The organism is Nitrospirillum amazonense, from assembly GCF_029594735.1.
In the GTDB taxonomy this organism is placed as follows: Bacteria; Pseudomonadota; Alphaproteobacteria; order Azospirillales; family Azospirillaceae; genus Nitrospirillum; species Nitrospirillum amazonense.
On the sequence record NZ_JARPAF010000002.1, the window covers coordinates 1,611,167 to 1,636,683 of the forward strand.

General features: G+C 68.4%; 25 protein-coding genes. 17 read left to right on the forward strand and 8 right to left on the reverse strand.

Annotated features, from left to right (window positions below; all coding sequences use genetic code 11):
* Positions 1 to 160: 160 nt before the first annotated feature.
* Positions 161 to 418 carry a hypothetical protein gene (locus tag P5F91_RS13400; RefSeq protein WP_145609467.1) on the reverse strand — a complete coding sequence of 86 codons (258 nt, stop codon included), beginning with the start codon at positions 416 to 418 and terminating at the stop codon, positions 161 to 163.
* 135 nt (positions 419 to 553) lie between these two features.
* Positions 554 to 2,497, reverse strand: coding sequence for a lytic transglycosylase domain-containing protein (locus P5F91_RS13405; RefSeq protein ID WP_277907393.1), 1,944 nt, complete (start codon positions 2,495 to 2,497; stop codon positions 554 to 556).
* A 117-nt stretch (positions 2,498 to 2,614) separates the two neighbouring features.
* On the opposite strand from P5F91_RS13405, the gene dapA reads away from it, so the two are divergent.
* A complete protein-coding gene (gene dapA, locus P5F91_RS13410; protein WP_145609466.1) occupies positions 2,615 to 3,508 on the forward strand; it encodes a 4-hydroxy-tetrahydrodipicolinate synthase in 894 nt (297 codons plus the stop codon).
* Between the two features lie 22 nt (positions 3,509 to 3,530).
* Entirely contained in the window at positions 3,531 to 4,001 is a 471-nt protein-coding gene (gene smpB / locus P5F91_RS13415) for an SsrA-binding protein SmpB (RefSeq protein WP_145609465.1), read from the forward strand.
* Positions 4,002 to 4,066: 65 nt separating this feature from the next.
* On the opposite strand, the gene P5F91_RS13420 is transcribed toward smpB, so the two are convergent.
* Together P5F91_RS13420 and P5F91_RS13425 are read right to left on the reverse strand one after the other, a co-directional pair.
* Positions 4,067 to 4,717 carry a uracil-DNA glycosylase gene (locus P5F91_RS13420; protein WP_145609464.1) on the reverse strand — a complete coding sequence of 217 codons (651 nt, stop codon included), beginning with the start codon at positions 4,715 to 4,717 and terminating at the stop codon, positions 4,067 to 4,069.
* Between the two features lie 41 nt (positions 4,718 to 4,758).
* A complete protein-coding gene (locus P5F91_RS13425; RefSeq protein ID WP_145609463.1) occupies positions 4,759 to 5,343 on the reverse strand; it encodes a LabA-like NYN domain-containing protein in 585 nt (194 codons plus the stop codon).
* Between the two features lie 272 nt (positions 5,344 to 5,615).
* On the opposite strand from P5F91_RS13425, the gene folK reads away from it, so the two are divergent.
* The 9 genes from folK (at position 5,616) to P5F91_RS13470 (ending at position 13,830) form a co-directional block, all read left to right on the forward strand.
* The gene (gene folK / locus P5F91_RS13430) at positions 5,616 to 6,107 is read left to right on the forward strand and encodes a 2-amino-4-hydroxy-6-hydroxymethyldihydropteridine diphosphokinase (RefSeq protein ID WP_277907394.1); all 492 of its coding nucleotides are present in this window, start codon (positions 5,616 to 5,618) and stop codon (positions 6,105 to 6,107) included.
* Between the two features lie 169 nt (positions 6,108 to 6,276).
* Positions 6,277 to 6,660 (forward strand): DNA-directed RNA polymerase subunit omega, encoded by a 384-nt coding sequence (rpoZ, locus tag P5F91_RS13435; RefSeq protein WP_145615642.1) that lies wholly within the window; start codon positions 6,277 to 6,279, stop codon positions 6,658 to 6,660.
* Between the two features lie 135 nt (positions 6,661 to 6,795).
* The gene (locus P5F91_RS13440) at positions 6,796 to 8,976 is read left to right on the forward strand and encodes a RelA/SpoT family protein (protein WP_277907395.1); all 2,181 of its coding nucleotides are present in this window, start codon (positions 6,796 to 6,798) and stop codon (positions 8,974 to 8,976) included.
* Positions 8,977 to 9,185: 209 nt separating this feature from the next.
* The gene (locus P5F91_RS13445; protein WP_145609460.1) at positions 9,186 to 9,743 is read left to right on the forward strand and encodes a DUF2062 domain-containing protein; all 558 of its coding nucleotides are present in this window, start codon (positions 9,186 to 9,188) and stop codon (positions 9,741 to 9,743) included.
* A gap of 1 nt (position 9,744) precedes the next feature.
* A complete protein-coding gene (locus tag P5F91_RS13450; RefSeq protein ID WP_145609459.1) occupies positions 9,745 to 10,527 on the forward strand; it encodes a pyridoxine 5'-phosphate synthase in 783 nt (260 codons plus the stop codon).
* Positions 10,527 to 10,994: a holo-ACP synthase gene (gene acpS, locus P5F91_RS13455; protein ID WP_145609458.1), complete on the forward strand. Its 468-nt coding sequence runs from the start codon at positions 10,527 to 10,529 to the stop codon at positions 10,992 to 10,994. The genes P5F91_RS13450 and acpS overlap by 1 nt, the downstream gene beginning before the upstream one ends.
* Positions 10,995 to 11,053: 59 nt before the next feature.
* A complete protein-coding gene (lepB, locus tag P5F91_RS13460) occupies positions 11,054 to 11,830 on the forward strand; it encodes a signal peptidase I (protein ID WP_040845561.1) in 777 nt (258 codons plus the stop codon).
* Positions 11,831 to 11,834: 4 nt separating this feature from the next.
* Positions 11,835 to 12,554 (forward strand): ribonuclease III, encoded by a 720-nt coding sequence (gene rnc, locus P5F91_RS13465; protein WP_145609457.1) that lies wholly within the window; start codon positions 11,835 to 11,837, stop codon positions 12,552 to 12,554.
* Between the two features lie 112 nt (positions 12,555 to 12,666).
* Complete coding sequence (locus P5F91_RS13470) at positions 12,667 to 13,830, forward strand: M23 family metallopeptidase (RefSeq protein ID WP_145609456.1); 1,164 nt, start codon at positions 12,667 to 12,669, stop codon at positions 13,828 to 13,830.
* Here the strand turns inward: P5F91_RS13470 and P5F91_RS13475 are convergent.
* Positions 13,817 to 14,653: an AraC family transcriptional regulator gene (locus P5F91_RS13475; RefSeq protein ID WP_145609455.1), complete on the reverse strand. Its 837-nt coding sequence runs from the start codon at positions 14,651 to 14,653 to the stop codon at positions 13,817 to 13,819. The two genes, P5F91_RS13470 and P5F91_RS13475, sit on opposite strands and share 14 nt — an antisense overlap.
* 133 nt (positions 14,654 to 14,786) lie before the next feature.
* On the opposite strand from P5F91_RS13475, the gene P5F91_RS13480 reads away from it, so the two are divergent.
* Positions 14,787 to 15,554: a siderophore-interacting protein gene (locus tag P5F91_RS13480; RefSeq protein WP_211106857.1), complete on the forward strand. Its 768-nt coding sequence runs from the start codon at positions 14,787 to 14,789 to the stop codon at positions 15,552 to 15,554.
* A gap of 16 nt (positions 15,555 to 15,570) precedes the next feature.
* Complete coding sequence (locus P5F91_RS13485; RefSeq protein ID WP_186454606.1) at positions 15,571 to 16,209, forward strand: MSMEG_1061 family FMN-dependent PPOX-type flavoprotein; 639 nt, start codon at positions 15,571 to 15,573, stop codon at positions 16,207 to 16,209.
* Positions 16,210 to 16,212: 3 nt separating this feature from the next.
* Here P5F91_RS13485 and P5F91_RS13490 read toward each other — a convergent pair whose 3' ends face one another.
* Both P5F91_RS13490 and P5F91_RS13495 read right to left on the reverse strand, forming a co-directional pair.
* Entirely contained in the window at positions 16,213 to 17,526 is a 1,314-nt protein-coding gene (locus tag P5F91_RS13490) for an SIP domain-containing protein (RefSeq protein ID WP_277907396.1), read from the reverse strand.
* Between the two features lie 242 nt (positions 17,527 to 17,768).
* Positions 17,769 to 18,794 (reverse strand): glycerophosphodiester phosphodiesterase, encoded by a 1,026-nt coding sequence (locus P5F91_RS13495; protein WP_145609453.1) that lies wholly within the window; start codon positions 18,792 to 18,794, stop codon positions 17,769 to 17,771.
* 426 nt (positions 18,795 to 19,220) lie between these two features.
* Between P5F91_RS13495 and era the strand changes: the two genes are divergently transcribed.
* The 4 genes from era (at position 19,221) to cueR (ending at position 24,974) form a co-directional block, all read left to right on the forward strand.
* Complete coding sequence (gene era, locus P5F91_RS13500) at positions 19,221 to 20,108, forward strand: GTPase Era (RefSeq protein WP_244909422.1); 888 nt, start codon at positions 19,221 to 19,223, stop codon at positions 20,106 to 20,108.
* Between the two features lie 102 nt (positions 20,109 to 20,210).
* Positions 20,211 to 22,700 (forward strand): heavy metal translocating P-type ATPase, encoded by a 2,490-nt coding sequence (locus P5F91_RS13505; RefSeq protein ID WP_277907397.1) that lies wholly within the window; start codon positions 20,211 to 20,213, stop codon positions 22,698 to 22,700.
* 79 nt (positions 22,701 to 22,779) lie between these two features.
* On the forward strand, positions 22,780 to 24,567 hold the full coding sequence (locus tag P5F91_RS13510) for a tetratricopeptide repeat protein (RefSeq protein ID WP_277907398.1): 1,788 nt from the start codon (positions 22,780 to 22,782) through the stop codon (positions 24,565 to 24,567).
* Complete coding sequence (gene cueR, locus P5F91_RS13515; RefSeq protein ID WP_145609449.1) at positions 24,564 to 24,974, forward strand: Cu(I)-responsive transcriptional regulator; 411 nt, start codon at positions 24,564 to 24,566, stop codon at positions 24,972 to 24,974. Before P5F91_RS13510 ends, cueR begins: the two co-directional genes overlap by 4 nt.
* Here cueR and P5F91_RS13520 read toward each other — a convergent pair.
* On the reverse strand, positions 24,959 to 25,495 hold the full coding sequence (locus tag P5F91_RS13520; RefSeq protein WP_246134261.1) for a DUF3237 domain-containing protein: 537 nt from the start codon (positions 25,493 to 25,495) through the stop codon (positions 24,959 to 24,961). The two genes, cueR and P5F91_RS13520, sit on opposite strands and share 16 nt — an antisense overlap.
* Between the last annotated feature and the right edge of the window lie 22 nt (positions 25,496 to 25,517).

Here is a 25,517-nt window from a genome sequence, read left to right on the forward strand (position 1 = left end):
GTATTCATCTTTTCAGTCCCCGTAACAATCTCGGATACCGGCGGACGGCAGTGATCTCGGGGGTTTCACGGCTGAAAAGTTCAGGCGCGGACGGGTATGCGCGCCGACTCGCGCCACTCTTCCGTGGGCGCCGAGGCCCGGCCCCTCCTAATCGCGTAGCTTAGGGCAGATTGGCCGGCTCCATCCCCGTCGGCGTCCCTGCCGGCGGGGGGATTACGGCGTCCGGTCCGTAAACGGCGAGCTGGGCCTTCAGCACGTCCAGCAATTCATTGAGGCTGTCGCGGGCGTAATCATCGCGCTGACGCGCCAGTTCAGTCCGCGTCAGCTGAATGAAGGCGTCGACCAGACGATGATGAATGACGGCTGCCCGCAGCAGGGCGGCGGGAAGCGGCTGAGGAGCCAGGGGAACAGAGGCCATGGCACATACCTATCGGGAACTGTTTACCCGGGTAGGATATGGCGTTCGTTATTAATCGCAAGTTAACATTGGGTCTGAGGGTTTTCCCCCTAACCTTTTGCGCGAATTAACCAAAATAGTGTTGCCGATTGGCCATCAACCGGCCGTGCCCCGCTTCAAATCGGTGGTCATGGGCATTTGGCGGCCCCCCATGCGGATACGGTAGACGTGCAGGTTCTCCAGCACGCGCTGGACATAGTTGCGCGTCTCGTAGAAGGGCAGGGTCTCGATCCAGTCCACCGGATCCACCGCCTCGATGCGTGGGTCGCCATAGTCGCGCAGCCAGTTGGCCACCCGGCCGGGGCCGGCGTTGTACGCGGCGATGGCCAGAATGTAGGAGCCGCCGAAGCGGTCCAGCAGATCCTGCACGAACACGCTGCCCATGCGGATGTTGAAGTCGGGGTCGTGGGTCAGCTTGGCGACCGTGTATTTCATGCCCTCGCGCTTGGCCAGCTGCTGCGCCGTCGGCGGCATCAGCTGCATCAGGCCCAGGGCGCCCGCGCCGCTGGCCGCGTCCACCTTGAAGCTGCTTTCCTGGCGGATGAGGGCATGGATCAGCGCCGGCTCCGGCTGGGCCGGCAGGTGGCTGGAGACGATGGGATAGCCCGCGTCGGCCAGCACGATGCCCTTGTTCAGCGACAGCCGGCTGATGCTCACGCCCAGGTCGCGGCGGTGCATTTCCAGTGCCGCCTTGGCCACCAGCACGAAGTCGTCCGGCGTCTTGGCGTCCTGCGACAGCTTGCGCAAGAACAGGTCCACACGGTCGTCATCCTCGGTCAGGACCTTGTCCAGCAGGCGGGCGGCGCGCGCCAGCTCGTTCTTTTCGAACTTGGCGCGGGCGTCGGCGGAGGGCGTGGGGGCGATGGGGATGGCCTCCGCCTGGCCCAGCTTCTCCTGCGCCATCATGCCGTAGAAGGTGCTGCCGTAGCGGGCCCCCAGTTCATACCACTGGCGGGCGCGCTCCGGGTTGCCCAGCTTCTCACAAGCCCGGCCGGCCCAATAGGCGCCGCGCGACTGCCCGACGGGGGAGGAGACCCCCTCATACAGGCGGGTGAAGTGGTCCAGCGCCTGTTCCGGCTTGTTCAGGAACTGCAGCGACAGCCAGCCGGCCAGGAATTCCGCCTGGATGAAGCCAAGGCCATCGGTCACGCCGTGGTTGGCCGCCAGGCGGTAGGCGCGCTGCATCTGCCCCTGGTCCATCAGGTGGCGCGCCAGGATGTGCCGTTCCGTCCACCAGGCCTCGGGATGGCCCAGTTCCTTCCCCGCATCCTTGGGCAGGTTCTCAACGATCTCCAGCGCGCCGGCGTCCATCTCCTTGCGCCGGCGCCAGCGCAGCCGCTCATAGGTGATGCCGGGCTCGCTCATCAACGGCGCGGGCACCTGCTGCAGCAGGCGTTCCACGCCCGGGTCCAAGTCGGCCATGGCCAGGCGGGCCAGCGCCACGGCCTGGTGGCCGGGGTCGACGATGGGCAGCATGCGCCGCGCGTCCTCTTCGTCGTTCTCCCACAGCAGGCGGTCCAGGCGGGCCCAATGGTCGGCGGGGCGCAGGATGGCCACGTACTTGGTGCGGAACGTCCGCTCGTCCACCACGCCGAAGTTGCCCTTGATGTAGCGGTCGCGAATCAGACCGATGGCCTTCTCGCTGTCGCCCAGGTTCAGCAGGCTGTCGGCGTAACGCATGAAGCCGGCGGTGGTCAGGGGCGGGTGCTTGTCGAACCAGTCGCGCGTCGGCGTGTCGCCGAAATTGGGCATGCGAATTTCGGCGTTGCGCCGCAGGGCCGCCAGGCCGGGCCAATCCGGATTCTTGTCGATGAAGTCTGCCAGCTCCTGGAAGCTGGCGTCGGTGTCGGCGCGGCCGAGATCCATCCAGGTCAGGACCTTGTCGGCCAGCGGGTCATGCCCGCGTTCGGCCAGCTTGTGGGCGTCGGCCCACTTGCCCCTGTCCGCTGCCTTGAAGGCGGCGCGGTAGGTGCTGATATCGCTGGAGGACTGGGCCATGGCCGCCATCGGCGCACACAGCAGGGAAAGCGGCAGGATCAAGGCGGCCAGCCCTCGCCGGAACGGGGGCCAGGGGGCCTTTTCTCGTCGCTTGTCACCTAGGTGCGGGGCCGCTAAGGTTCGCGCCTTTCGGGTCGAATGCCCACGGAGATTGCAGAGATGACCACCGCCACGCCCGCCCTCGCCGGTTCCCTCGTCGCCCTGATCACGCCGTTCGCCGACGGCAAAGTGGACGAGCGCGCCTTCCAGGCCCTGGTGGACTGGCAGGTGAAAGAGGGCACGCACGGCCTGGTCCCCTGCGGCACCACCGGCGAGTCGCCGACGCTGAGCCATGAAGAGCACCGCCGTCTGGTCGAGCTCTGTGTCGAAGTGGCGGACCGCCGCGTCCCCGTGGTCGCCGGCACCGGCAGCAACTCCACGGCGGAGGCCATCAGCCTTACCAAGCACGCCAAGGCCGTGGGCGCCGACGCCGCCCTGGTGGTGACGCCCTACTACAACAAGCCGACGCAAGAAGGTCTCTACCAGCATTTCAAAGCCATCCATGATGCGGCCGACCTGCCCATCATCATTTATAACATCCCCGGCCGCAGCGTGATCGACATGTCGATCGCCACCATGGCCCGTCTCGCGGCGTTGCCTAACATCGTTGGGGTGAAGGACGCCACCGCCGATTTGGTGCGGCCGTTGCGCACACGGCTCGAAGTCGGCGCCGACTTCATCCAGCTGTCGGGCGAGGATGCCACTGCCACGGCCTTCCTGGCGCAGGGCGGGGTGGGGTGCATCTCCGTCACGGCCAACGTGGCGCCGCGCCTGTGCGCCGAGATGCAGAACGCCTGGGTGCGCGGCGACCTGGCGGAGATGGCCCGCATCCGCGACCTGCTGATGCCGCTGCACCACGCCATGTTCGTGGAGACCAGCCCGGCGCCGGTAAAGTACGCCGCCAGCCTGCTGGGCCTGTGCCGTCCGGAACTGCGCCTGCCGCTGGTGGAAACCACGTCGGCGACTCAGGAGCTGGTGCGCGCAGCCCTGGTCCACGCTGGCCTGCTGAGCTGAGGGAAAGGGCCGGATAGCCGCCATGGCACGCGCCGACGAACATAAATACGCCGCGCAGAACCGGCGTGCCCGCTTTGATTATTTCATCACCGAAACGATTGAGGCTGGCATCATGCTGACCGGGACGGAGGTGAAGTCGCTTCGCGCCGGCCGGGTCAGCATCGCCGAGTCCTACGCCGGCGAGCGGGATGGGGAGTTGTACCTGATCAACGCCCATTTCCCGGAGTACCAGCTGGCCGGCCGCTTCTTCCAGCATGAGCCCAAACGGGCGCGCAAGCTGCTGGTCCGCCGCCGCGAGATGGACAAGCTGTTCGCCTCCATTCGCCGCGACGGCGTCACCCTGATTCCGCTGTCGATCTATTTCAATGACCGCGGCTACGCCAAGGTCGAGATCGGCGTGGCCAAGGGCAAGAAGAAGGGCGACAAGCGCGAGGCGGAGAAGGAACGCGACTGGCAGCGCGACAAGGCGCGCCTGATGCGGGCCAAGGGCTGACAGCAAGGCCGCCCAGAGATGCAAAAGGCCGGGGCGTTCGCTCCGGCCTTTTGTCTGGGTGGGCTTTATTCCGATGCGTCCAGGTACTGGCGCACGGCCTTGAACACGTCCTCGAACATGGTGTCGGTCAGGCGGCCGGTGTTGGTGTTGTAGCGGGAGCAGTGGTAGCTGTCGAACAGCGTCACTCCGCCGCCCAGGTCGTGCCGGGCGCCGTGGCCGAAGGGATGGGCCGCCTGGCGCAGGCCGAAGGTACGGATGACGCTGGTGTGGGAGACGGAGCCCAGGGCCACCACGGCCTTGAGCCTGGTCATCGCTTCCAGTTCCGCCACCAGGAAGGGGCGGCAGGTGTGCGATTCTTCCGGCGTGGGCTTGTTCTCGGGCGGGACGCAGCGGACCGCGTTGGTGATGCGCGCGTCGATCAGGGTCAGGCCGTCATCCGGCCGCTCCAGATACTGGCCCGTGGCGAAGCCGAACTTCAGCAGGGTGGCGTACAGCAGGTCGCCGGCGTAGTCGCCGGTGAAAGGACGGCCGGTGAAGTTGGCGCCGCGCAGCCCGGGGGCCAGGCCCACCACCAGCAGGCGGGCGTCCAGGCCGCCGAAGGACGGCACCGGCCCGTTGAATTTGTCAGGGAAGGCCGCGCGGTTGCGCAGGCGATAATCCACCAACCGGGGGCATAAGGGGCAGTCATGCCCCGGCGGCGTCAGGTTCTGGGTCATGGGATAAGGGCGCCCGTTACGTGTCGTGTGGGCGCCGGATATCACTCCACCGGCGTGGTGTCGAGATTCTGGGCATGCTCCACCGCCGGGCGAGGGGCATGGGCGCGGGCGATGTCGGGTGCCAGATCCATCAGCTCGATGAAATTGTCGGCCTGGCGGCGCAACTCGTCGGCGATCATGGGCGGGGTGGAGCGCACGGTGCTGATCACCGAGACGCGCACGCCCTTGCGCTGCACCGCCTCCACCAGGCGACGGAAGTCGCCATCGCCGGAGAACAGCATGATGTGGTCCAAATGCTGCGCCATCTCCATGACATCGATGGCCAGTTCGATGTCCATATTGCCCTTGATCTTCCGGCGGCCGGACGCGTCGGTGTATTCCTTGGTCGGCTTCGTGACCATGGTATAGCCATTATAGTCCAGCCAGTCGACCAGCGGGCGAATAGGGGAATATTCCTGATCTTCAACCAGCGCGGTATAATAGAAGGCGCGGATCAGGCGCCCGCGCTTCCCACAAAAATTCAACAAACGCTTATAATCGATATCGAAATTCAGGGCGCGCGCGGCGGCGAATAAATTGGCGCCATCGATGAAGAGGGCGAGACGTTCCTCGGGATAATGCAACATTTTATATTCCTTTAAATATCATTTGGGAGGGTAATGCAGAGGATTCAATTATCAGTAGCGTGCCGTCTTTATAGCGCGCTGACAAGCGTCTACATAAAGTGAATGGGTTAACGCGTTCAAGCAAGATATGGTCGCAGCCGGTGTATTTAAAGTCGCATCCTCCTTCTGGGGATATCGCCCCCGGGGGCGGGCACCATATTTAGGCCTTAAGGGTAGATGCTGGCGTCATCCCGCGCGATGCGCGCCGGAAGGGCGAAGTAGGGGTGAGGTGAATGATTCTGGTGGGGGTGGGGTCGAACCTGTCGGTTCCCGGCGTCGGCGGCTCACGCAATGTCGTGGCCGCGGCGGTGCGGGCGCTGGATGGCGAAGGAGTGGCGGTGGCGGCGGTGTCGCCATGGTACCGCAGCGCCCCGGTGCCCGCGTCCGACCAGCCCTGGTACGTCAATGGCGTGGTGCGGGTGGAAACGGACCTGGACGCCCCGGCGCTGCTGGCCGTCCTGCATCGGGTGGAGGCCGCGTTCGGCCGGGTGCGGCGCCAGGTGAACGAGGCGCGGGGGCTGGACCTGGATCTGCTGGCCTACCATGACGACGTTCGGGATGAGGCACCGGTACTGCCTCATCCCCGCCTGCACCAGCGTGCGTTCGTGCTGCTGCCGCTGCGCGACCTGGCGCCCGGGTGGCGGCACCCGGTGACGGGGATGAACGTGGCAAGCCTGGTGGCGGACCTTCCGCCAGGCCAGGTGACGGAGCGCATCGACGACTAGAGGGGCGGGGCAGGCCCGTCCCCCGGCCGTTCTTCACGACCGAAACGCAGGAATGCGGCGGATCGGGTGTCGCCTTCCTTGCAACCGCGAAAACAGGCCCTTATAACTATGGGATGGTGTTCAGTGCCCCTATTCCCGGCACCCGTTTCGTTGTTGGAGTGAGCAAGGTATGGCCCGCGTTACCGTTGAAGATTGCGTCCTGAAGGTTCCGAACCGGTTCGAGCTGGTGATGATGGCGGCCCAGCGGGCGCGGGACGTGGCGGCCGGTGCGCCGCTGTCGGTCGATCGCGACAACGACAAGAACCCGGTCGTCGCCCTGCGCGAGATCGCGGACGAGACGGTGGTGCTGGACAGCCTGAAGAACTCCCTGATCAAGGGGCATCAGCGCGTCCAGGAGCAGGACGAGCCCGAGGAAGAGATCATCGAGCTGATGGCCGGTGAGCAGGCTTGGGCCGTGCAGGGCGCCGCCGGTGAAGATGACGACCTGGGTGGCGAGGATGCCGCCGAGGATGCGGCGCAGGGTGACGACCTCGGCGACGACGAGGGCCTCTGAGCCGGTGGTGGGGCAGGCCGTGGGTAAGCGACCCGTCCCCCTTGGCTATTTTTTCATGGATAGCGCCCTGAACGGCCACGCCGCGCTCGCTGCGGTTCCCCGTGTGCAACAGGCCTGGGGCCGGGCAGGGCATCCATGATGCGCCAGTATGAACTGGTTGAGCGCGTCCGCTCCTACGATCCCAACGCGGACGAGGACAAGCTCAATCGCGCCTACGTCTTTTCCATGAAGGCGCACGGGTCGCAGAAGCGCGCGTCGGGCGACCCCTATTTTTCCCACCCGCTGGAGGTGGCCGGGCTGCTGACCCAGCTGAAGCTGGACGGCGCCTCCATCATCACGGCCCTGCTGCACGACACGGTCGAGGACACGCTGACCACCTTGGAAGAGGTGCAGCGCCTGTTCGGGCCGGAAATCGCGCGCCTGGTGGATGGCGTGACCAAGCTGTCGCGCATCGAGCTGCAGAACCTGGAAAGCGACCAGTCCAAGCAGGCGGAGAACTTCCGCAAGCTGGTGCTGGCGATGTCGGAAGACATCCGCGTCCTGCTGGTGAAGCTGGCCGACCGTCTGCACAACATGCAGACGCTGCACTACCTGTCCAAGCCGGAGAAGCGCAAGCGCATCGCCCGCGAGACGCTGGAGATCTACGCGCCGCTGGCGGAGCGCATCGGCATCCAGCGCTGGAAGGACCAGCTGGAAGAGCTGTCGTTCAAGGAACTGAACCCGGACGCCTACGACAGCATCACCAAGCGCCTGCAGGATTTGGAAGAGCAGGGTGCGGGCCGCGTCGACCGCATCATCCATGAGCTGGTGGACACCCTGCACGAGAACGGCCTGCCCCAGGCCACCGTGTCGGGCCGGCGCAAGGCGCCCTATTCCATCTGGCGCAAGATGCAGCGCAAGAACGTGACGTTCGAGCAGCTGTCCGACGTCATGGCCTTCCGCATCACCGTCGAATCCATCGAGCAGTGCTACCAGGCGCTGGGCGTCATCCACGCCCGCTATCCGGTGGTGCCGGGGCGCTTCAAGGACTACGTCTCCACACCCAAGCCCAACGGCTACCGCTCGCTGCACACCACCGTCATCGGCCCGGAGCGCCAGCGCATCGAGGTGCAGATCCGCACCACCGAGATGCACGAGGTTTCCGAACTGGGTGTCGCCGCCCATTGGGCCTACAAGTCCGACGGCAGCAGCCAGCCCAAGACCGAGGGGCGGCAATACCGCTGGCTGCGCGAGCTGCTGGACATCCTGGAGCATGCGGTCCGGCCGGAAGAGTTTCTGGAGCACACCAAGCTGGAGCTGTTCCAGGACCAGGTGTTCTGCTTCACGCCCAAGGGCGACCTGATCGCGCTGCCGCGCGGCGCCACGCCGGTGGACTTCGCCTACGCCGTGCACAGCCAGATCGGTGACACCTGCGTCGGCGCTAAGATCAACGGCCGCATCCAGCCGCTGCGCAGCCAACTGCAGAACGGCGACCAGGTCGAGGTCGTTACCAGCAAGGCGCAGACGCCGTCGCCCGACTGGGAAAACTTCGTCGTCACGGGCAAGGCCCGCGCCCGCATCCGCCGTTACATCCGCACTCAGCAGCGCGCCCAGCATATCGAGCTGGGCCGGGCCATGGTGCAGAAGATCTTCCGGCAGGAAGGCTACGACTATTCCGACAAGGCGCTGGAAGGCGTTCTCAAGATCTTCCAGTACCAGTCCGCCGATGACCTGATCGCCGCCATCGGTGCCGGCCTGGCCGGCGCCCGCGACGTGTTCAACGCCGTCTTCCCCGGCCACAAGGTGGTGCAGCAGATCACGCCGGACGAAAAGATCGTCCAGCTGACCCGCGGCAAGACCAGCAAGCCCAAGGGCAAGGACAGCCCGCTGCCCATCAAGGGCCTGATCCCGGGCATGGCCGTGCATTACGCCCGCTGCTGCCACCCCCTGCCGGGTGACCGCATCGTCGGCATCGTCACCACCGGCAAGGGCGTCACCATCCACACCATCGACTGCGAGACGCTGGAAAGCTTCCACGACAGCCCGGAACGGTGGATCGACGTCTCCTGGGACAACGAGGCCGACGGCGCGGACGAGAAGGTGGGCCGCATCACCGTGGTGGTGGCGAACGAGCCGGGCAGCCTGGGCACCGTGTCCACGGTGATCGGCAAGAACGGCGGCAACATCACCAATCTGAAGATCACCCACCGCACGACCGACTTTTTCGAGATGTTGATCGATATCGACGTGCATGACGTGAAACATCTGACCAATATCATCGCCGCGCTGCGGGCCACGCCGGTTATCAATTCCGTTGACCGGGCGCGGGGCCGCTGACGCGGTGTCCTCAGTCGTCGTGCCGCCGCATGGCGTGCTAGGGATAGACATAGGGGAGGAACCGATCGGTCCGCGGGGCGTGCGGCACGATCGGCCTAGACGAAGGTCATACGGCGCTGGCGTGGCGCCGTGCCCAGGTCTAGAACAGTGCAAGTTTGTCGGGGGGCCGACACCCATCGCCCAGAGACTCACCCAGGGGCAGCAGGCTTATGTTCCGCCGTCGTGAAAAAAGGCCGTTCGCCGAAGCCGTGAAGCAGACCTTGTGGCCCCGCATGGGCTGGCGCCGCGCCGGCCGCTATTGGATGCACCGCATCGGTCGCGTGCCCGGCACGCCCTATGGCATCTCCGCCGGGTTCGCCAGCGGTGTCGCCATGGCCATGACGCCCTTCATGGGGGTGCACTTCCCCCTGTCCATCGGCCTGGCCTGGCTGCTGCGCGGTTCCATCGCGGCCTCGCTGCTGGGCACGCTGTTCGGCAACCCGGTGACCTGGCCCTTCATCTGGCTGGCCACCTACCGTTTGGGCTGCTTCGTCCTGCACATGCACCCCGGCCACGGCCCCATGGAGCTGTCGTGGAGCGTGCTGCGCCACAGCGCCTGGCAGGTGGTGGCACCCATGACCGTCGGCGGCTTCCTGTCCGCCGCCCTGACCTGGCCCCTGGTTTTCCTGGTGCTGCGCCCCCTGATCGCGCGCTACAAGCACCACCGCATCGCCGCCAGCCACCATCACCCGGTTCTGGGCCATGAGCCCAAGCCGGCCGGAGATTGACATGACGTCTGAAACCCAGAGCCAGCGCTTGCGCCTGGGCGTCAACATCGACCACGTGGCCACCATCCGCAACGCCCGTGGCGGCGTCCATCCCGACGTGCTGCGCGCCGCCCACCTGGCGGCCGACGCCGGTGCCGACGGCATCACCGCCCATCTGCGCGAAGACCGCCGCCACATCCGCGACAGCGATATCGACCGCCTGATGTCGGAAATCTCGCTGCCCCTGAACCTGGAGATGGCGGCGACGGAGGAGATGCTGGCCATCGCCCTGCGGCACCGCCCGCACGCCGCCTGCCTGGTGCCGGAGCGCCGGCAGGAGCGGACGACCGAGGGCGGGCTGGACGTGGTGGGCGGCTATGACCACCTGGCCCCCATCGTCGGCCGCCTGAACGACGCCGGCGTGCGCGTGTCGCTGTTCATAGCGCCGGACCGGGCGCAGCTGGACGCGGCCAAGCGTATCGGCGCCCCAGTGGTCGAGCTGCATACCGGCCGCTATGCCGATGCCGAGAACGCCGCCGAGCTTGAGGCCGAATTGGCGCGCCTGACCGCCGCCGCCGCCCATGCCGGCCAGATCGGCCTGGAATGTCATGCGGGCCACGGCCTGCGCTTCGACAACGTGATGCCGGTCGCGGCGCTGCCGCAGGTGCGGGAGCTGAACATCGGCCACTTCCTGGTGGGCGAGGCGGTGTTCGTCGGGTTGGAGGCCGCCATCCGCCAGATGCGGGCGCTGATGGACCAGGCCCGTCCCGCCGGCGCCCATTCTACCGGCACTGTGGCGCCATAATGTCCTTTGGCGCTTTTCAGCCCGGCAGTGTCATCCTGGGCATCGGCAACGATCTGATCGACATCACCCGCATCGAGAAGACCCTGGCGCGCTTCGGCCAGCGCTTCGTCGAGCGGGTCTTTACCGACATTGAACAGGCGAGGTCCGACCGGCGCGCCAAATCCAACGGCCGCGCCGCCAGTTATGCCAAGCGCTACGCCGCGAAGGAGGCCTGTTCCAAGGCGCTGGGAACGGGTTTTCGGCAGGGTGTGTTCCACAAGGACATGGGCGTCATCAACCTGCCGAGCGGCCAGCCGACACTATGTCTCACCGGCGGCGCCCTGGAGAGGTTGCGGGCGATGACGCCGCCGGGCATGGTGGCGCAGATTCATCTGACGCTGACGGATGAGCCGCCCATGGCGGAGGCCTTCGTCATCATCACGGCCACGCCGGCCCCGGCGGGCGACGCCGCCAACGGTATTGCTTGAAAATCCCGGTGGGCCCGCTAGATCGGTGCCACCCACTCTCACTGAGGTTGTTTCGTTCCATGAGCCAGCAGAATGATCGCGTCAGCCGCGCGGCCCCCCAGCCCCAGGCGGAAAGCTGGGGCGACGTGGTGCGGACGGTCATCTACGCCCTGATCATCGCGCTGGGTGTGCGGACCGTGGCGTTCGAGCCCTTCAACATCCCCTCGGGCTCCATGATCCCGACGCTGCTCATCGGCGACTACGTCTTCGTGTCCAAGTTCAGCTACGGCTACAGCCGCTTCTCGCTGCCGCTGGGCCTGCCGCTGTTTCACGGCCGCATCTTCGGCAGCGTGCCGGAGCGGGGGGACGTGGTGGTCTTCCGCCTGCCCACGGACACCAGCCAGGACTACATCAAGCGCGTGATCGGCCTGCCCGGCGACCGCATCCAGATGATCGACGGCATCCTGCACATCAATGGCGAGCCGGTAAAGCGTGAGCGGGTCGAGGATTACACCATGGAGACGCCGTTCGGCCGCCAGAGCGCCGTGCCGCGCTACATCGAGACCCTGCCCAACGGCGTGAAGCACACCATCATCGAGATCATGGGCGATGACGGCGGGCTGGACAACACACCCGTCTACACCGTGCCCGAGGGCCACATCTTCTGCATGGGCGACAACCGCGACAACAGCCAGGACAGCCGCGTCCTGAACGTCGTCGGCTACGTCCCGCTGGAGAACGTGGTGGGCAAGGCCCAGTTCAAGTTCTTCTCGCTGGAGGAGGGCGTGCACTTCTGGGAATTCTGGAAGTGGCCGACGTCCATCCGCTTCGGCCAGATCTTCAGCAAGGCGCACTGACGCCATGGCCACGTCCGCTGGCCCGCTGGACACCGGCGGCGCCGACATCGCCACCCTGGCCGAGGCCCTGGGACACACCTTCGCCGAGGCCCGCCACCTGCTGGAGGCGGTGACCCACCCCAGCGTGGCCGGCATCGGCCGCGGGCCCCGCGCCGCCACCGGGCATTATGAGCGGCTGGAGTTCCTGGGTGACCGGGTGCTGGGCCTGGTGATCGCCCAGTGGCTGCTGGAACGCTTCCCCGAGGAGAATGAGGGCGGCCTGGCCAAGCGCCACACCGCCCTGGTGCGGGCTGAAGCGCTGGCGGGCGTGGCCGAAAGCTTGGATCTGGGCCGCTACCTGCGCCTGGCCCCGGGCGAGGCGGACGCGGGCGGCCGCACCAAGCCCGCCATCCTGGCAGACGCCTGCGAGGCGGTGATCGGCGCCCTGTACCTGGACGGCGGCCTGGAGGTGGCCGGCGCGTTCATTCGCAAGCACTGGGCCGGCCGCATCGACGCCGCCGAGTTGCCACCGGTGGAACCCAAGACCGCCCTGCAGGAATGGGCGCTGGCCCGGGGCCTGCCCCTGCCGGTCTATGAGCAGGTGGGACGCACCGGCCTAGACCATGAGCCGGTGTTCACCGTGCGCGTGGCCGTGCAGGGCAAGGGCAGCGAGGCTGCCAGCGGCCCGTCCAAGCGCGCCGCCGAGAAGGCCGCCGCGCTGGAGATGCTGAAGCGGCTGGGCTGAGCCCTCCGGACGTTTGATGGTGGACGATTGACCGCGGGCGATTGACGACAGGCGGTTGACGGCGACGCGTTGTGCGGCATCCTGCGGATATTCCATACCGTCAGGGGCCGCCATGCTTCGCCGCCGTCTCGCCCAGGTCCTTGTCGCCAGCGGAGTTCTGGCCGCCGCCTTCGGCGCCAGGGCGGAGCCGGATGCCCATTCCATCACCCCCTTGGACATCCGGATCCTGCGCCCGGCCAGCGTGGTGCCGGCCACGGACGGCCGCCATCTGGTGTTCGAGGCGCTGATCAGCAACTTTTCCCCCGTGCCCATGACGTTGGCGACCGTGCGGCTGGGCACGGTGGCACAACCGGCCGCCCTGGCGCGATTCGAGGGCGCGGCCCTGACGGATCTGCTGTCGCGGCCCGGCCGTCCGCCCGGTGACGGCCAGCCGCCGGTGACGGTCATACAGGGCAATACCTACGCCGCCGCCCTGTTCGACGTGCATCTTGGCGATGATGCCGAGGTGGCGGATCTGCGGCTGGCGCTCACCATCGCGCCGTTCAAGCCTGACTTGCCCGACACCACGCTGAACACGGCGGTCGCCGTCCCGCTGGGCCGGGCGCCGCCCGTCGTCGTCTCCGCCCCCGTCGCCGGCACGGGATGGGTGGCCTTCAACGGCCTGTCCGCCGCCTCTATACACCGGACCACCGTGATGGTGGTGGACGGGCAGGCGCGGGTGCCAGAGCGCTACGCCATCGACTTCATGAGGCTGACCGCGGACGGGCGGGAGTTCGGCGGCGACCAGGCGCGCAACGAGTCCTGGCCCGGCTATGGCCAGGCGGTGCTGGCCGTGGCCGACGGCGTCATCGAGAGTGTGCGCGACGGGTTTCCGGATAACGTGCCCGGCCAGCCGCCGGCGCAGAAGGTCACGCTGGACACCATTGCCGGCAACCAGGTGGTCCTGCGTATGAAAGGGGGGGCGTACGCCTTCTATGCCCATCTCATCCCGGGCAGCATCCCCGTGCGGCCGGGCCAGGCCGTGCGCAAGGGCGAGGTGCTGGGCCGGCTGGGCAATTCCGGTCAGTCCGACGCCCCGCACCTGCATTTCCAGGTGGGGGATGGTGGGCATATCGCCGCCAGCGACGGCCTGCCGTTCGTCTTCGACGCCTTTACCCTGGCGGGCGTGATCCCGGACACTGCCACCGCCGACGCCGGCGCCGCCTGGCGTGCTGACCAGCCGCCGGAAACGCGCCGCCGGCAGCTGCCCACTGAAAACGCCGTTATGGGTTTCTGAGGGGCTCGGCACCCCGTTGCCGTGCCATATATTGCGCGGGCGGGCTGCCCAGGGCCTTGCGGAACATGGTGACGAAGCTGCTGGCGCTCTCATACCCCAGGTCCAGCGCCACCTGCTGCACCGGCGCCCCCTCCGCCATGCGCTGCAGGGCCAGCATGAGGATCAACTGCTGGCGCCACTGGCCGAAGCTCATGCCGGTTTCGCGGGTCAGCAGGCGGGCCAGGGTACGCTCGCTCATGCCCACGCGCTTGGCCCACTGCTCCATGGTGCCGCGTTGGCCCGGGTCGGCCATCATCAGGGCCACCAGCCGGCGCAGCCGCGCGTCCGTGGGCATGGGCAGGTGCAGCCGTTCCTCCGGCGCCGCCGCGATCTCATCCAGCAGGACGGTGACCAGGCGGGCGTCCGGCCCGTCCTCAGGATAGAGCTGCGGCAGGCTGGCCGCCCGCATCAGCAGGGCCGTCAGCAGTGGCGTCGCCGAGACGGTGCAGCAATGCGCCGGCAGGATCGCCGCCACGGCGGGGTCGATGAAGGCGTTGTAGCCATCGACCGTGCCCGACACTTTGAGGGAATGCAGCGTCTCCGCAGGGATCCACAAGGCACAGTTCGGCGGCACCAGCCACAGCCCGCTCTCCGCCTCGCAGGTCAGGACGCCGCGCGGGGCCAGCAGCAGCTGCGCCTTGCGGTGGCGGTGGGGCGCCAGTTCGATGCCGTTGGTGAAGCCGATGATGCCGAAGGCGGCGATGGGCCGGGGCACGTCATCGGGGTCCATCAGGTCGCCTGGCCAGTCCTGATCATTGGAGGGCAGCTCTCTCAGGATGGGCATGGGGCCTGGCTCCGGTCCCTCAGATGCGGGTTGGCAGATTTTCGAAATTGATTGTCATGATTGCCCAATGACGCCAATCCGCCAAGAGGCTAGCTAAGTCAGGCCGCGCACATGCCGGGCTTGGGAGAGAGTGATGGACAGTCAAGATGTGGATCGGGTGACGGAGAATGCGACCCCTGTGGCCGCAGGCCCGGTGACGCGGACCCTGCTGCGCTGGTTCATGCGCCCGGCCCGCGTGGCGGCGGTTGAGCGCCTGTCCCCGCGCTTCCGGCGCGTCCGGCTGGAGGGGGAGGCGCTGCGGGACGTGCTGTGGGCGCCGGGGCAGAAGATACAGGTGGCCATGGGCATGGGCCTGGCCGCCCGCACATATACCCCGGTGTCCTGGGACGTTACCGGGGGCGCCACCCAACTGCTGGCTTTTTCCCATGGTGAGGGGGCCCATGGCGGGGGGCCGGGCAGCCGCTGGATGGCCGGCTTGAAGGCTGGCGATGGCTGCCAGTTCTTCGGCCCGCGCCGCTCCCTTGACTTCACCGATCACGCGGGCCCTTGGGTACTGTTCGGGGACGAGACGTCGTTCGCGGTGGCCCTGGCCTGCCGCATGGCGCTGGGCAGCGGCTTCCGCTGTGTATTCGAGGTGTCGGACCTGGCCGAGGCGCGATCCGTGCTGGACGCGGTGGGATTGAGTGACGCCATGCTGATCGGCCGCCTTGCCGGCGAGGGCCACCTGGCGGGGGTGGTCGACGCGCTGTCGCATGCCGGTGGCGACGCGGCACATTTCGCGCTGACGGGCAGGGCGCCTGCCATCCAGCAGATCACCCGAGCACTGAAGGAGCGGGGTGTGGCCGCCTCACGCCGCAAGGCCAAGGCTTATTGGGCGCCGGGCAAGAGCGGCCTGGACTGAGATCATGGAGATGCCGATGGCCCCCCAAACCCTGGGACACGATCCCCTGGACCTGGACACGCTGTACGATCCGCCGGCGGAGCACATCCGCCAAGCGGTGATGCCCGAGTTGATCGACTTTCATATCCGATATCTGGAAAAGGCGACCTTCTTCTGCCTGGCAACGGGCCGCGGCGACGGACGCGACGGCGGGCTGGACGCTTCGCCACGTGGCGGGCCGCCCGGCTTCGTGCGAGTGCTGGACGCCAAGACGGTGGCCTTCGCCGACTGGCCGGGAAACAACCGCATCGAATCCATGCGCAACCTTCAGGCGGACGACCGCCTGGGCATGCTGTTCCTATTCCCCGGCCTCGATGTCTTCCTGCGCCTCAATGGGCGTGGCCGCGTCACGGATGACGCCACCGTGCGCAGGGATCTGGCCGAGGGGGGCAAGGCGCCCAAGACGGCGATCATCGTGACGGTGGATGAAGTCCTGTTCCACTGCGGCAAGGCCTTGAACCGGGCCCGCTTTTGGGACCCGGCCTCAAGGCTGGCGCGCGGCAGCCTGCCGACGCCGGGCCAGATGCTGGCCGCCATGACCCGCAAAAGCACGGCGGAGGCAGAGGCGATCGATGCGCATTACGATCACGCCATGCGCACCGACCTCTACGGCTGAAGCTCAAAGGTTCTCGTGCGCGCCCGCCTCGCCACGCAGCCAATAGCCGGACGCCCGCATCCATTGCGCCGGGTGCTTGCGGTCCTCCAGCACATAGGCGCGCAGGGCCTTGGCCACGGTGGCCTCGGCGGCGATCCAGACATAGCCGTCGCCTGGCGGCAACTGGATACCCTCGACCGCCCGGCGCAGGGTGGCGGCGTCGTCCGTGCCCTGGCTGTCGCGGGTGACCCAGTGGGCGGTCCAGCGCGCCTTGGTCTCGATAGCCTGAATCTCCGCGGCGCTGTCGACGGCCACCACGGTGTGGACCGGTACGCCCGGGCGCAGCTCCTCCAGCCGGCGGCCGATGGCGGGCAGGCCCGTCTCGTCGGCGACCAGCAGGTACCAGTCGAAATCATCCGGCACGATCATGGAGCCGCGCGGGCCGCCGATCTCCAGCGTGTCGCCCACCTTGGCGCCCAGGGCCCAGGCCGTGGCCGGGCCGGCGTCATGCAGGGCGAAGTCCAGGGTCAGGGTGCGGTCCGCCTGGCTGAAGGCGCGGGGGGTGTAGTCGCGCATCAACGGCTGGCCATCCGGGCCGGAGAAGAACAGCTTGATATGGTCATCGGCGCCGCGGCTGTCGAAGTCCGCCAACTCCGGCGAGGTCAGGACGACGCGCAGCATCTTGGGCGTCAGGTGCGCCACGCTGGTCACGGTCAATGTGCGCCGACGGGTGTCGAAGCGCATACGGCCGATCTGGTGGCGGGGGGTGTCGGTCATTCGGTCACCTAGGTCAGGTCTGTCGGGTTGAGAGGCGGGGACGGTTGCCCCGTCGTCATTCAAGGAGGAGGGAGTCAGAATCTCCGCCGTGGCGCGCCGCAGGATGGCGGCCAGGCGCCGGGCCTCGGCGGCATCGCAGCCGCGCTTGCCGTAAAGGGCGGATTTCAGGGCGTGGCGCGCCTGGTGCAGATCTTCGGACGCCGCGGGATCGGCGTCGGTGACGCCGGCGAAGGCCTCGCGCACCTGCTCCATCCGGCCGCCGATGCGGCGCAGGCCCTCCAGGATGGCGACGGCCGTGCCGCGGTGGCCCTCCAGGTGGGCGCGTCCGCTGTCGGTGATGCGGTAGAGCTTGCGGTTGCCCTCCGGCTCCGCTGCCGCGTAGCCGATCTCCGCCAGGAAGGTCAGCGCCGGGTAAATGACGCCGGGGCTGGGGGTGTAGAAGCCGCCGGACTGTTCTTCCACGGCGCGGATCAACTCATAGCCATGGGCCGGCTTGCGCTCCAGCAGCGCCAGCAGCAGCAGTTCCAGGTCGGCGGACGACAGCTTGCGGCTGCCAGGCATGCCGCCCCCGCCACCGCCCCAGAAGCCGCCGCCCCCGCTGAAACCGCCGCCGTGCTTCCAATGATGCCACCCGCCGCGCCCGCCCATGGCCAGGTAAGGGGGATGGGATGTCGTTTGATCGGAAAACATATCGTACGATATAGCGAACGATATGAAACCGACAAGAGGAAGCTGAAAAGAAAACGCCCCGGCGGGAGAACCCGGCCGGGGCGTGGCGGAAAGAGGGGAGAGAGGGGCCTAGCTCAGTGCTTCTTGCCCGGCACGGCCTCGACGGGGAAGGCCTTGGGCAGGGCGATGCCCTTGGCGGCGGCCGCCTCGCGCAGCAGCACCGGCTGGTCGGAGATGATGCCGTCCACGCCCATGTCGATCAGCTTGGCCATGTCCTCCGCCTTGTTCACCGTCCAGGGGATGACGGTCAGGCCCAGGCTGTGCGCTTCCTGCACCAAGCCGGCGTCGATGTCGGTGTGGAGCGGCGACCAGACCTTGCCGCCGGCCGCCTTCACCGCCTTGGGCACGCTGCCGCCGTGGTCCACGGGGTCGAAGCCGGCAGTCCAGGGCAGCTTGGCGGTCAGGCTGACCGAGGGCTCGCGCGGATCCTGCTCCGTCAGGTAAACGGTGGGAATGGCGGGGGCCTTTTGCTGCACCACCTGCAGGGTGCGCCAGTCGAAGGACTGGATCATCACCCGGTCCTCGAACTTCTCGGCCTTCAGCACGGCCAGCACTGTGTCCACGAAGACCTCCGGCGTGGGGCTGTCCTCGGGATGGCTGGGGTCGATCTTGGTCTCGATGTTCATCTTCACGGTCTTGTTGCCCGACCGCTTCACCAGGTCGATGACCTCTTTCAGGGTGGGGATGGGCGTGCCGGGAATGGGGCGCTGGTCGGGGAAGTGGCTGCCATAGGCGCTGCCCGGGCGCAGCTGGCCGACGTCGTACTTCTTGATCTGCTCCAGCGTCAGGCTGAAGAAGGCCGGGGTGGGGGCGGTGACGTAGGCGCCGTCCGGCCCCTTGGCCAGGTCGGGGTTCAGGTGCCGCTCATGCGAAATGATGACGGTGCCGTCCTTGGTGATGTTCATGTCCATCTCCAAGGTGGTCACGCCCAGCGACAGGGCGTGGGCGAAGGACTGCAGCGTGTTCTCCGGCCACAGGGCGCGGCCGCCGCGGTGCGCCTCGATGTCCAGGTCGCGGGCCTGGGCGGGAAGAATGACAGCTGAGGCGAGCGCGGCGGCGAGCGCCAGTTGACGCGGGGCCAGGCGGTGCGGCAGGGACATCGAAGCGGGCTCCTGGTAGACTGGGACCGTGTGCCGGCCGAAGCCGGCGCGGTCGAGCTATAGCCCGGGCATCCCCTAAGCCCTTGTTAAATTTCCGAGGCGGTGCTGTGCGCCGGCCGCCTGCGCAATCCTTGGATGCCGTGCCGCCGCTGGTGCCGGCGCGCGGTCTGTGTCATGAAGCCGCGCATGCGGCGGCGGGCGGATGCCAAAGGGTGTCCGGGCCCGCCGTTCCCTTTGAGGATGTGAGTGATGAGCGACGTCGAACACGGCCAGGACGGCCTTCCCCCCGATGAGGACACGGTGGCCGGTGCCACGGGCCCCGAGCACGAGGCGCAGGAGGCGCCCGAGGGTGAAGACCAGTACCTGGACGATGAAGACGACTATGAGGATGACGAGGAGGAGGGGGACGGCACGCCGCTCGCGCCCATGCGCTGCGGTTTCGTCGCCCTGGTTGGCGCGCCCAACGCCGGCAAGTCCACCCTGCTGAACGCGGCGGTGGGCAGCAAGGTGTCCATCGTCAGCCCCAAGGTGCAGACCACCCGCTCCCGCGTGCTGGGCATCGGCATGCACGACCGCGCCCAGATCCTGTTCGTCGACCTGCCCGGCATCTTCACGCCCAAGAAGCGGCTGGAGCGCGCCATGGTGGCCGCCGCCTGGTCGGGGGCGGAGGAGGCGGACCTGGTGGCCGTGCTGGTCGACGCCTCGCGCCGCGTGGATGATGATACCAACGGCATCATCCAGCGCCTGAAGGACAGCAAGCGCCAGGCCATCCTGATCCTGAACAAGATCGACCTGATCCCCTATGAGCGGCTGCTGGAACTGGCGGCGCGCTTCAACGAGACGGGCGTGTTCACCGACATCTTCATGATCTCCGCCCTGACCGGCGACGGCCTGAAGGACTTCCTGGACAAGCTGGCCGCCCGCCTGCCGGAAGGCCCCTGGCTGTTCCCGGAGGACCAGCTGTCCGACATGCCGCAGCGCCTGCTGGCCGCCGAGATCACGCGGGAGAAGCTGTTCCTGCAGCTGCACCAGGAACTGCCCTACGCCGTGGCGGTGGAGACCGAGGCGTGGGAGGAGTTCGAGGATGGCTCCGTCAAAATCTCCCAGATCGTCTACGTCCAGCGCCCCAACCAGAAGGCCATCGTGCTGGGCAAGGGTGGCAGCAAGATCAAGTCAATCGGCGCCGCCGCTCGCGTGGAACTTGAGGAAATCCTGGACCGCCGCGTGCACGTCATGCTGTTCGTGAAGGTGCGCGAGGACTGGGCGGAGAAGCCCGACAGCTACAGCCAGTGGGGGCTGGATTTTAACGCCTGACACGACAGGGCGTCAGCCCCGCGCTGCCGTCATGCCGCCGCCCTTGACCCTCCCATCGTGGGAGGGTCTATCTATACGGGACATCTCGTCGAGGAGACTGAAATGTCCCATGTCGCCGCCGTTCCGCCCGCCGCCCCTGGTACCATCGACATCCCCATAGCCGGCATGACCTGTGCCGGATGCGTGCGCCGGGTGGAGAAGGCGATCGCCGCCGTGCCGGGCGTGGCCGCCGCCACCGTGAACCTGGCGGCGGAACGCGCCCATGTGGAACTGGCCGAGGGCGGGCGCCTGCCTGACGTGATCGAGGCCATCGCCAAGGCCGGTTATGACGCCGGCACCCACACCGTAGAGCTCGCCATCCAGGGCGTGACCTGCGCCGGCTGTGTGGCGCGGGTGGAGAAGGCGTTGCGCGCGGCGCCGGGCGTGGTGCAGGCCACCGTGAACCTGGCGACGGAGCGGGCCAGCGTGGTGCTGGTCGATGGCGCCGATGTCGCGGCCGTGGCGGGTGCGGCCACCAGGATCGGCTATGAGGCCAAGCCCCTGGTGCAGGAGGACGCGGCCGCGCAGACGGACCGGGAACGGGAGGCGCGGGCGGCGGAGATCAATGCCCTGAAGCGGGCCGTGGCGCTCGCCGCCATCGCCACCGTGCCCCTGTTCGCGGTGGAGATGGCGCGGCACTTCATTCCAGGGGTCCACCATTGGCTGGCGGGCGCGGTGGGGGAACAGCCGTGGCGCTGGGTCAGCCTGGCGCTGGCGGCCTTCGTCCTGGCCGTACCCGGCGGCCGCTTCTTCGCCAAGGGTGTGCCCAATCTGGTACGCGCCACGCCGGACATGAATTCCCTGGTCGTGCTGGGGGCGGGTGCCGCCTTCCTCTATTCCACCGTGGCCACGGTCGCGCCGCATCTGTTGCCCGCCGGCACCGACAACGTCTATTTCGAGGCGGCGGCCGTCATCGTCACCCTGATCCTGGTGGGCCGCCTGTTCGAAGCGCGGGCCAAGGGCCGAACCAGCGAGGCCATCAAGCGCCTGCTGACCCTGCAGGCCAAGACGGCGCGGGTGGAGCGGAGCGGCCAGACCCTGGAACTGCCCATCGCGAGCGTGGTGGTGGGCGACATCGTCCTGGTGCGCCCCGGTGAGCGCGTGCCGGTGGACGGCGGCGTGCTGGACGGGTCGTCCTTTGTCGATGAAAGTATGATCACCGGGGAGCCGCTGCCGGTGGAGAAGGGGCCCGGCGCGTCGGTCGTCGGCGGCACGGTCAACAAGACCGGGTCCTTCCGCTTCCGGGCGGAGAAGGTGGGGGCGGCCACCCTGCTGTCCCAGATCGTGCGCATGGTGGAGACGGCGCAGGGCGCCAAGCTGCCCATCCAGGCGGCGGTGGACCAGGTGACGGCCTGGTTCGTGCCGGCGGTCATGGCGGCGGCGCTGCTAACCTTCGCCGCCTGGTACTTCTTCGGGCCGGGGCCGCAGCTCAGCTACGCCCTGGTCAACGCCGTGGCGGTGCTGATCATCGCCTGCCCCTGCGCCATGGGCCTGGCGACACCCACCTCCATCATGGTGGGCACGGGCAAGGCGGCGGAGCTGGGCATCCTGTTCCGCCAGGGCGACGCCTTGCAGGGCCTGCGCGACGTGCGCGCCGTGGCCTTCGACAAGACCGGCACCCTGACCCTGGGGCAGCCGGCGCTGACCGACCTGGCGGTGGTGGAGGGGTTTGCCGAGGACGAGGTGCTGCGCCTGGTGGCGGCGGTCGAGGGGCGGTCCGAGCATCCCATCGCCCAGGCCATCGTGGTCGGGGCCCGGGCGCGCGGCCTCACCCTGCCGGTGGTGGAGAGCTTCCAGGCGGAACCCGGCTATGGCGCGCAAGGCCGAGTCGAGGGCCGGGTGGTGGCGGTGGGCGCCGACCGCTACATGACCCGCCTGGGCATCGGCGTGGCGCCGGTGGCGGAGGCCGCCGCCCGGCTGGGCGGGGAGGGCAAGAGCCCGCTCTACGCCGCCATCGACGGCCGGCTGGCCGCCATCCTGGCCGTGGCCGATCCGGTGAAGCCCGAGGCGGCCGAGGTGGTGCGCACGCTGCACGGCGCCGGCCTGACGGTCGTCATGGTCACCGGCGACAACCGCCGCACGGCGGAGGCCGTGGCCAAGACGCTGGGCATCGATGAGGTGGCGGCCGAGGTGCTGCCGGAGGGCAAGGTGGCGGCGGTGACGGAATTGCAACGGCGCTACGGCCGCGTCGCCTTCGCCGGCGATGGGGTGAACGATGCCCCGGCCCTGGCGACGGCGGACGTCGGCCTGGCCATGGGCGCGGGCACCGACATCGCCATCGAGGCGGCCGACGTGGTGCTGGTGCGGGGCGACGTGCGCGGGGTGGCCACGGCCATCGCCCTCAGCCGCGCCGTGCTGGGCAACATCCGCCAGAACCTGGCCTGGGCCTTCGGCTACAACGTCGTGCTGATCCCCCTGGCCGCCGGGCTGCTCTACCCCATCACCGGCTGGCTGCTGTCGCCCATGGTGGCAGCCGGCGCCATGGCGCTGTCCAGCGTCAGCGTGCTGACCAATGCCCTGCGCCTGCGCCGCTTCCAGGTGCCCGGTTCGTGACGGTCCGCCGGAGGCGCGTGCTTCGGACCAGGCGCCTGGTGTACGGTTTCAGCCTCTGGATGACGTAGGAAAGCGACGCATGCCCACCGTGGGAGAGGTCTTGGCCGTGGCCCTGGACCATCACCAGTCCGGCCGCCTGGATCAGGCGGAGGACTTGTACGGCCAGATCCTACGCGCCATGCCGGACTGCGCCGACGCCTTGCACCTGCAAGGCGTGCTGTTCGTCCAGACCGGCCGTGCTGTGGCGGGTGAGGGCCTGATTGCCCAGGCCATCGCGCTGGACGGCGGCAATGTCGACTATCGCGCCAACCTGGCCCAGGCCCAGCGCCAGCGGGGCGATCGGTTGGCCGCCCTGGCGACCTATGGCCAGGTCGTGGCCCTGGCGCCGCGCCATGGCCCGGCGCACCTGGCCCGCGCCCAGATCCTGGAGGATCTGGGCCGGGTGGAGGAGGCCGCCGACACCTACCGGCTGCTCACCCGCTTGCCCTACCAGGTGGCGGAGGCCCAGCTGGGCCTCGGCCGCTGCCTGCTGCGCCTGGACAGGAAGGAAGAGGCGGAGGCCGCCTTCCGTGCCGTCCTGGCAGTGGCGCCGGATGAGGTGGTGGCGCTGGTCAATCTGGGGGATCTGCTGCGCCAGCGGGGCGGTCATGAGGCCGAGGCCGCCCGCCTGCTGGACCATGCCCTGCGGCTGCGCCCCGGTTTGTTCGAGGCGGCGGCCAGCCGGGCGGAGCTGCATGCGGCAAACGGGGAAATGGCGGTGGCGGCCGAGATGGCGCGCGGCCTGATCGCCGCCCATCCCACCCGGCCGGAGCCCTACGGCATCCTGGCCCGCGCGCTGCGTTACCAGGGGTATACGGCCGACGCGCTGAAGGTCGGCGCCCGCCAACTGGCCCTGACACCGGATGATCCAGAGTTGGCCATGAGCATGGCGCACTGCCATCTGCGCCTGGGCGATTACCGCGCTGGCTTTCCCCTGTATCGCCGGCGCTGGCATCTGACGCCCCTGCCGCGGCGCCACCAGGGTGTGCCTGAGTGGGACGGCCGCGCCCTTCCCGGCAAGAGCCTGGTGGTTTGGGACGAGCAGGGCGCCGGCGACACCATCAGCATGCTGCGCCTGCTGCCCCAGGCGGCGGCCCGGGTGGGGCGGCTGCTGTTCGAATCCCCGCACGCGCTCTCGGTGCTCTGGCCACCCGCGCTATGGCCCGGCCAGCGGCCGGGGGACGTGGTGCTGCGCGGCCAGCCCTTGCCGCTGGCGCCCGATTATCAGATCGCCATGATGGATCTGCCGGAGGCCCTGGGCCTGACGGTGGACACCATCCCGTGGAATGGCCCCTATCTGAGCGCGGCGCCGGAGCGGGTGGCGGCGTGGCGGGCGCGCCTGGCGGACGTGCCCGGCCACCGGGTGGGCCTGCTGTGGGCGGGCAATCCCCAGTTCCCCGTCGATGCGTGGCGCTCACCGGGCCTGCGGGCGCTGCTGCCCCTGCTGGAGGCACATCCCGACGTGACCTTCATCGGCCTGCAGCGGCCGGAGGGCAGGGGCGCCGTCGATGGGCTGACGCCGCCGCCCAACCTGCTGGACCTGGCGCCGGAGGTGCGCGACTGGGCGGACACCGCCGCCATCATGACCCTGCTGGACCTGGTGATCACCCCGGACACCGGCCCGGCCCATGTCGCGGGCGCCCTGGGCCGCCCGGTATGGACCATGGTGATCACCGACGCGGACTGGCGCTGGATGGACCAGCGGGCGGACACGCCCTGGTACCCCAGCATGCGCCTGTTCCGCCAGGCGACGCTGGGGGACTGGGCGCCCGTGGTGGCGGCCATGAGCACCGCCCTGACGACCTTCAATGGGGACCGTGCGTCATGAACATCGGCCAAGCCTCCAAGGCATCCGGCGTCAGCGTCAAGATGATCCGCTATTACGACGAGGTTGGCCTGGTACGTCCCTCCAGCCGGTCGGAGGGCAATTACCGCGAATACGACGCCCGCGAGATCAATGAGCTGCGCTTCATCAAGCGGGCACGCAGCCTGGGCTTCGACATGGCGGAGATCGCCCAGCTGCTGTCCCTGTGGCGCGACCGCGAGCGTTCCAGCCGAGAGGTCAAGGCCATCGCCCAACGCCACCTGGCCGACCTGGACACCCGCATCCGCGAGATGCAGGCCATGGCCGACACGCTGCGCCACCTGGCCCATTGCTGCGCCGGCGACGACCGCCCCGACTGCCCCATCCTGGAAGACTTGAGCGGGACGGGGGCCGCTCAGACGACCTTGTAGACGCGGATCAGGACGGCGTGCCGCTCGGGCGGCAGGCCATGCACGGTGCCGACGAAGATGCCGCGGTTCAGCCAGGCGTGCGGCCCTTCCGGGGCAGTAAACTCCAGGACGGAGTACGCGTAGGGGGGCTGGCCCGGCGGCGTGTCGATGAGCGCCCGGTTGTTCACGGTGATGATGGCGCCGTCATCCGTCTTCAACTCATAGAGGGCGTTCAGCAGCAGCACGCCGTCGGACCGGACCAGCTGCCGGTCGGCGCCGCCGCCCAGAACCGTGCCCTTGATGCGCGGCCCCTGGAACATGCCACCGGTGATGGGCACCATGCGCCGTTCCCCCAGCGGGGACCGGCCCAGGGTGATCATGGGCTCCAGGTCCACCACCGCCTCATAGGTGAATTCCGTGGCGGGCAGTTGCAGGGGCACGGTGCTGAGCGGGGTCGGGGGCGCTGCCGGGGCGGCGGCCTCCGCGCGATCCGCCACGATCGCCCCGGCGATGCCGGCCGTCGCCGCGGCCTGCAAAAGCATCCGCCGATCCATGGTGCCCACC

What these genes read in the sequence shown, in the direction of transcription:
- P5F91_RS13400 (WP_145609467.1), bottom strand. Translation starts at nt 418, where the DNA reads ATGGCCTCTGTTCCCCTGGCTCCTCAGCCGCTTCCCGCCGCCCTGCTG.
- dapA (WP_145609466.1), top strand. Translation starts at nt 2,615, where the DNA reads ATGACCACCGCCACGCCCGCCCTCGCCGGTTCCCTCGTCGCCCTGATC.
- smpB (WP_145609465.1), top strand. Translation starts at nt 3,531, where the DNA reads ATGGCACGCGCCGACGAACATAAATACGCCGCGCAGAACCGGCGTGCC.
- P5F91_RS13420 (WP_145609464.1), bottom strand. Translation starts at nt 4,717, where the DNA reads ATGACCCAGAACCTGACGCCGCCGGGGCATGACTGCCCCTTATGCCCC.
- P5F91_RS13425 (WP_145609463.1), bottom strand. Translation starts at nt 5,343, where the DNA reads ATGTTGCATTATCCCGAGGAACGTCTCGCCCTCTTCATCGATGGCGCC.
- folK (WP_277907394.1), top strand. Translation starts at nt 5,616, where the DNA reads ATGATTCTGGTGGGGGTGGGGTCGAACCTGTCGGTTCCCGGCGTCGGC.
- rpoZ (WP_145615642.1), top strand. Translation starts at nt 6,277, where the DNA reads ATGGCCCGCGTTACCGTTGAAGATTGCGTCCTGAAGGTTCCGAACCGG.
- P5F91_RS13440 (WP_277907395.1), top strand. Translation starts at nt 6,796, where the DNA reads ATGATGCGCCAGTATGAACTGGTTGAGCGCGTCCGCTCCTACGATCCC.
- P5F91_RS13445 (WP_145609460.1), top strand. Translation starts at nt 9,186, where the DNA reads ATGTTCCGCCGTCGTGAAAAAAGGCCGTTCGCCGAAGCCGTGAAGCAG.
- P5F91_RS13450 (WP_145609459.1), top strand. Translation starts at nt 9,745, where the DNA reads ATGACGTCTGAAACCCAGAGCCAGCGCTTGCGCCTGGGCGTCAACATC.
- acpS (WP_145609458.1), top strand. Translation starts at nt 10,527, where the DNA reads ATGTCCTTTGGCGCTTTTCAGCCCGGCAGTGTCATCCTGGGCATCGGC.
- lepB (WP_040845561.1), top strand. Translation starts at nt 11,054, where the DNA reads ATGAGCCAGCAGAATGATCGCGTCAGCCGCGCGGCCCCCCAGCCCCAG.
- rnc (WP_145609457.1), top strand. Translation starts at nt 11,835, where the DNA reads ATGGCCACGTCCGCTGGCCCGCTGGACACCGGCGGCGCCGACATCGCC.
- P5F91_RS13470 (WP_145609456.1), top strand. Translation starts at nt 12,667, where the DNA reads ATGCTTCGCCGCCGTCTCGCCCAGGTCCTTGTCGCCAGCGGAGTTCTG.
- P5F91_RS13475 (WP_145609455.1), bottom strand. Translation starts at nt 14,653, where the DNA reads ATGCCCATCCTGAGAGAGCTGCCCTCCAATGATCAGGACTGGCCAGGC.
- P5F91_RS13480 (WP_211106857.1), top strand. Translation starts at nt 14,787, where the DNA reads ATGGACAGTCAAGATGTGGATCGGGTGACGGAGAATGCGACCCCTGTG.
- P5F91_RS13485 (WP_186454606.1), top strand. Translation starts at nt 15,571, where the DNA reads ATGGCCCCCCAAACCCTGGGACACGATCCCCTGGACCTGGACACGCTG.
- P5F91_RS13490 (WP_277907396.1), bottom strand. Translation starts at nt 17,526, where the DNA reads ATGCCTGGCAGCCGCAAGCTGTCGTCCGCCGACCTGGAACTGCTGCTG.
- P5F91_RS13495 (WP_145609453.1), bottom strand. Translation starts at nt 18,794, where the DNA reads ATGTCCCTGCCGCACCGCCTGGCCCCGCGTCAACTGGCGCTCGCCGCC.
- era (WP_244909422.1), top strand. Translation starts at nt 19,221, where the DNA reads ATGCGCTGCGGTTTCGTCGCCCTGGTTGGCGCGCCCAACGCCGGCAAG.
- P5F91_RS13505 (WP_277907397.1), top strand. Translation starts at nt 20,211, where the DNA reads ATGTCCCATGTCGCCGCCGTTCCGCCCGCCGCCCCTGGTACCATCGAC.
- P5F91_RS13510 (WP_277907398.1), top strand. Translation starts at nt 22,780, where the DNA reads ATGCCCACCGTGGGAGAGGTCTTGGCCGTGGCCCTGGACCATCACCAG.
- cueR (WP_145609449.1), top strand. Translation starts at nt 24,564, where the DNA reads ATGAACATCGGCCAAGCCTCCAAGGCATCCGGCGTCAGCGTCAAGATG.
- P5F91_RS13520 (WP_246134261.1), bottom strand. Translation starts at nt 25,495, where the DNA reads ATGCTTTTGCAGGCCGCGGCGACGGCCGGCATCGCCGGGGCGATCGTG.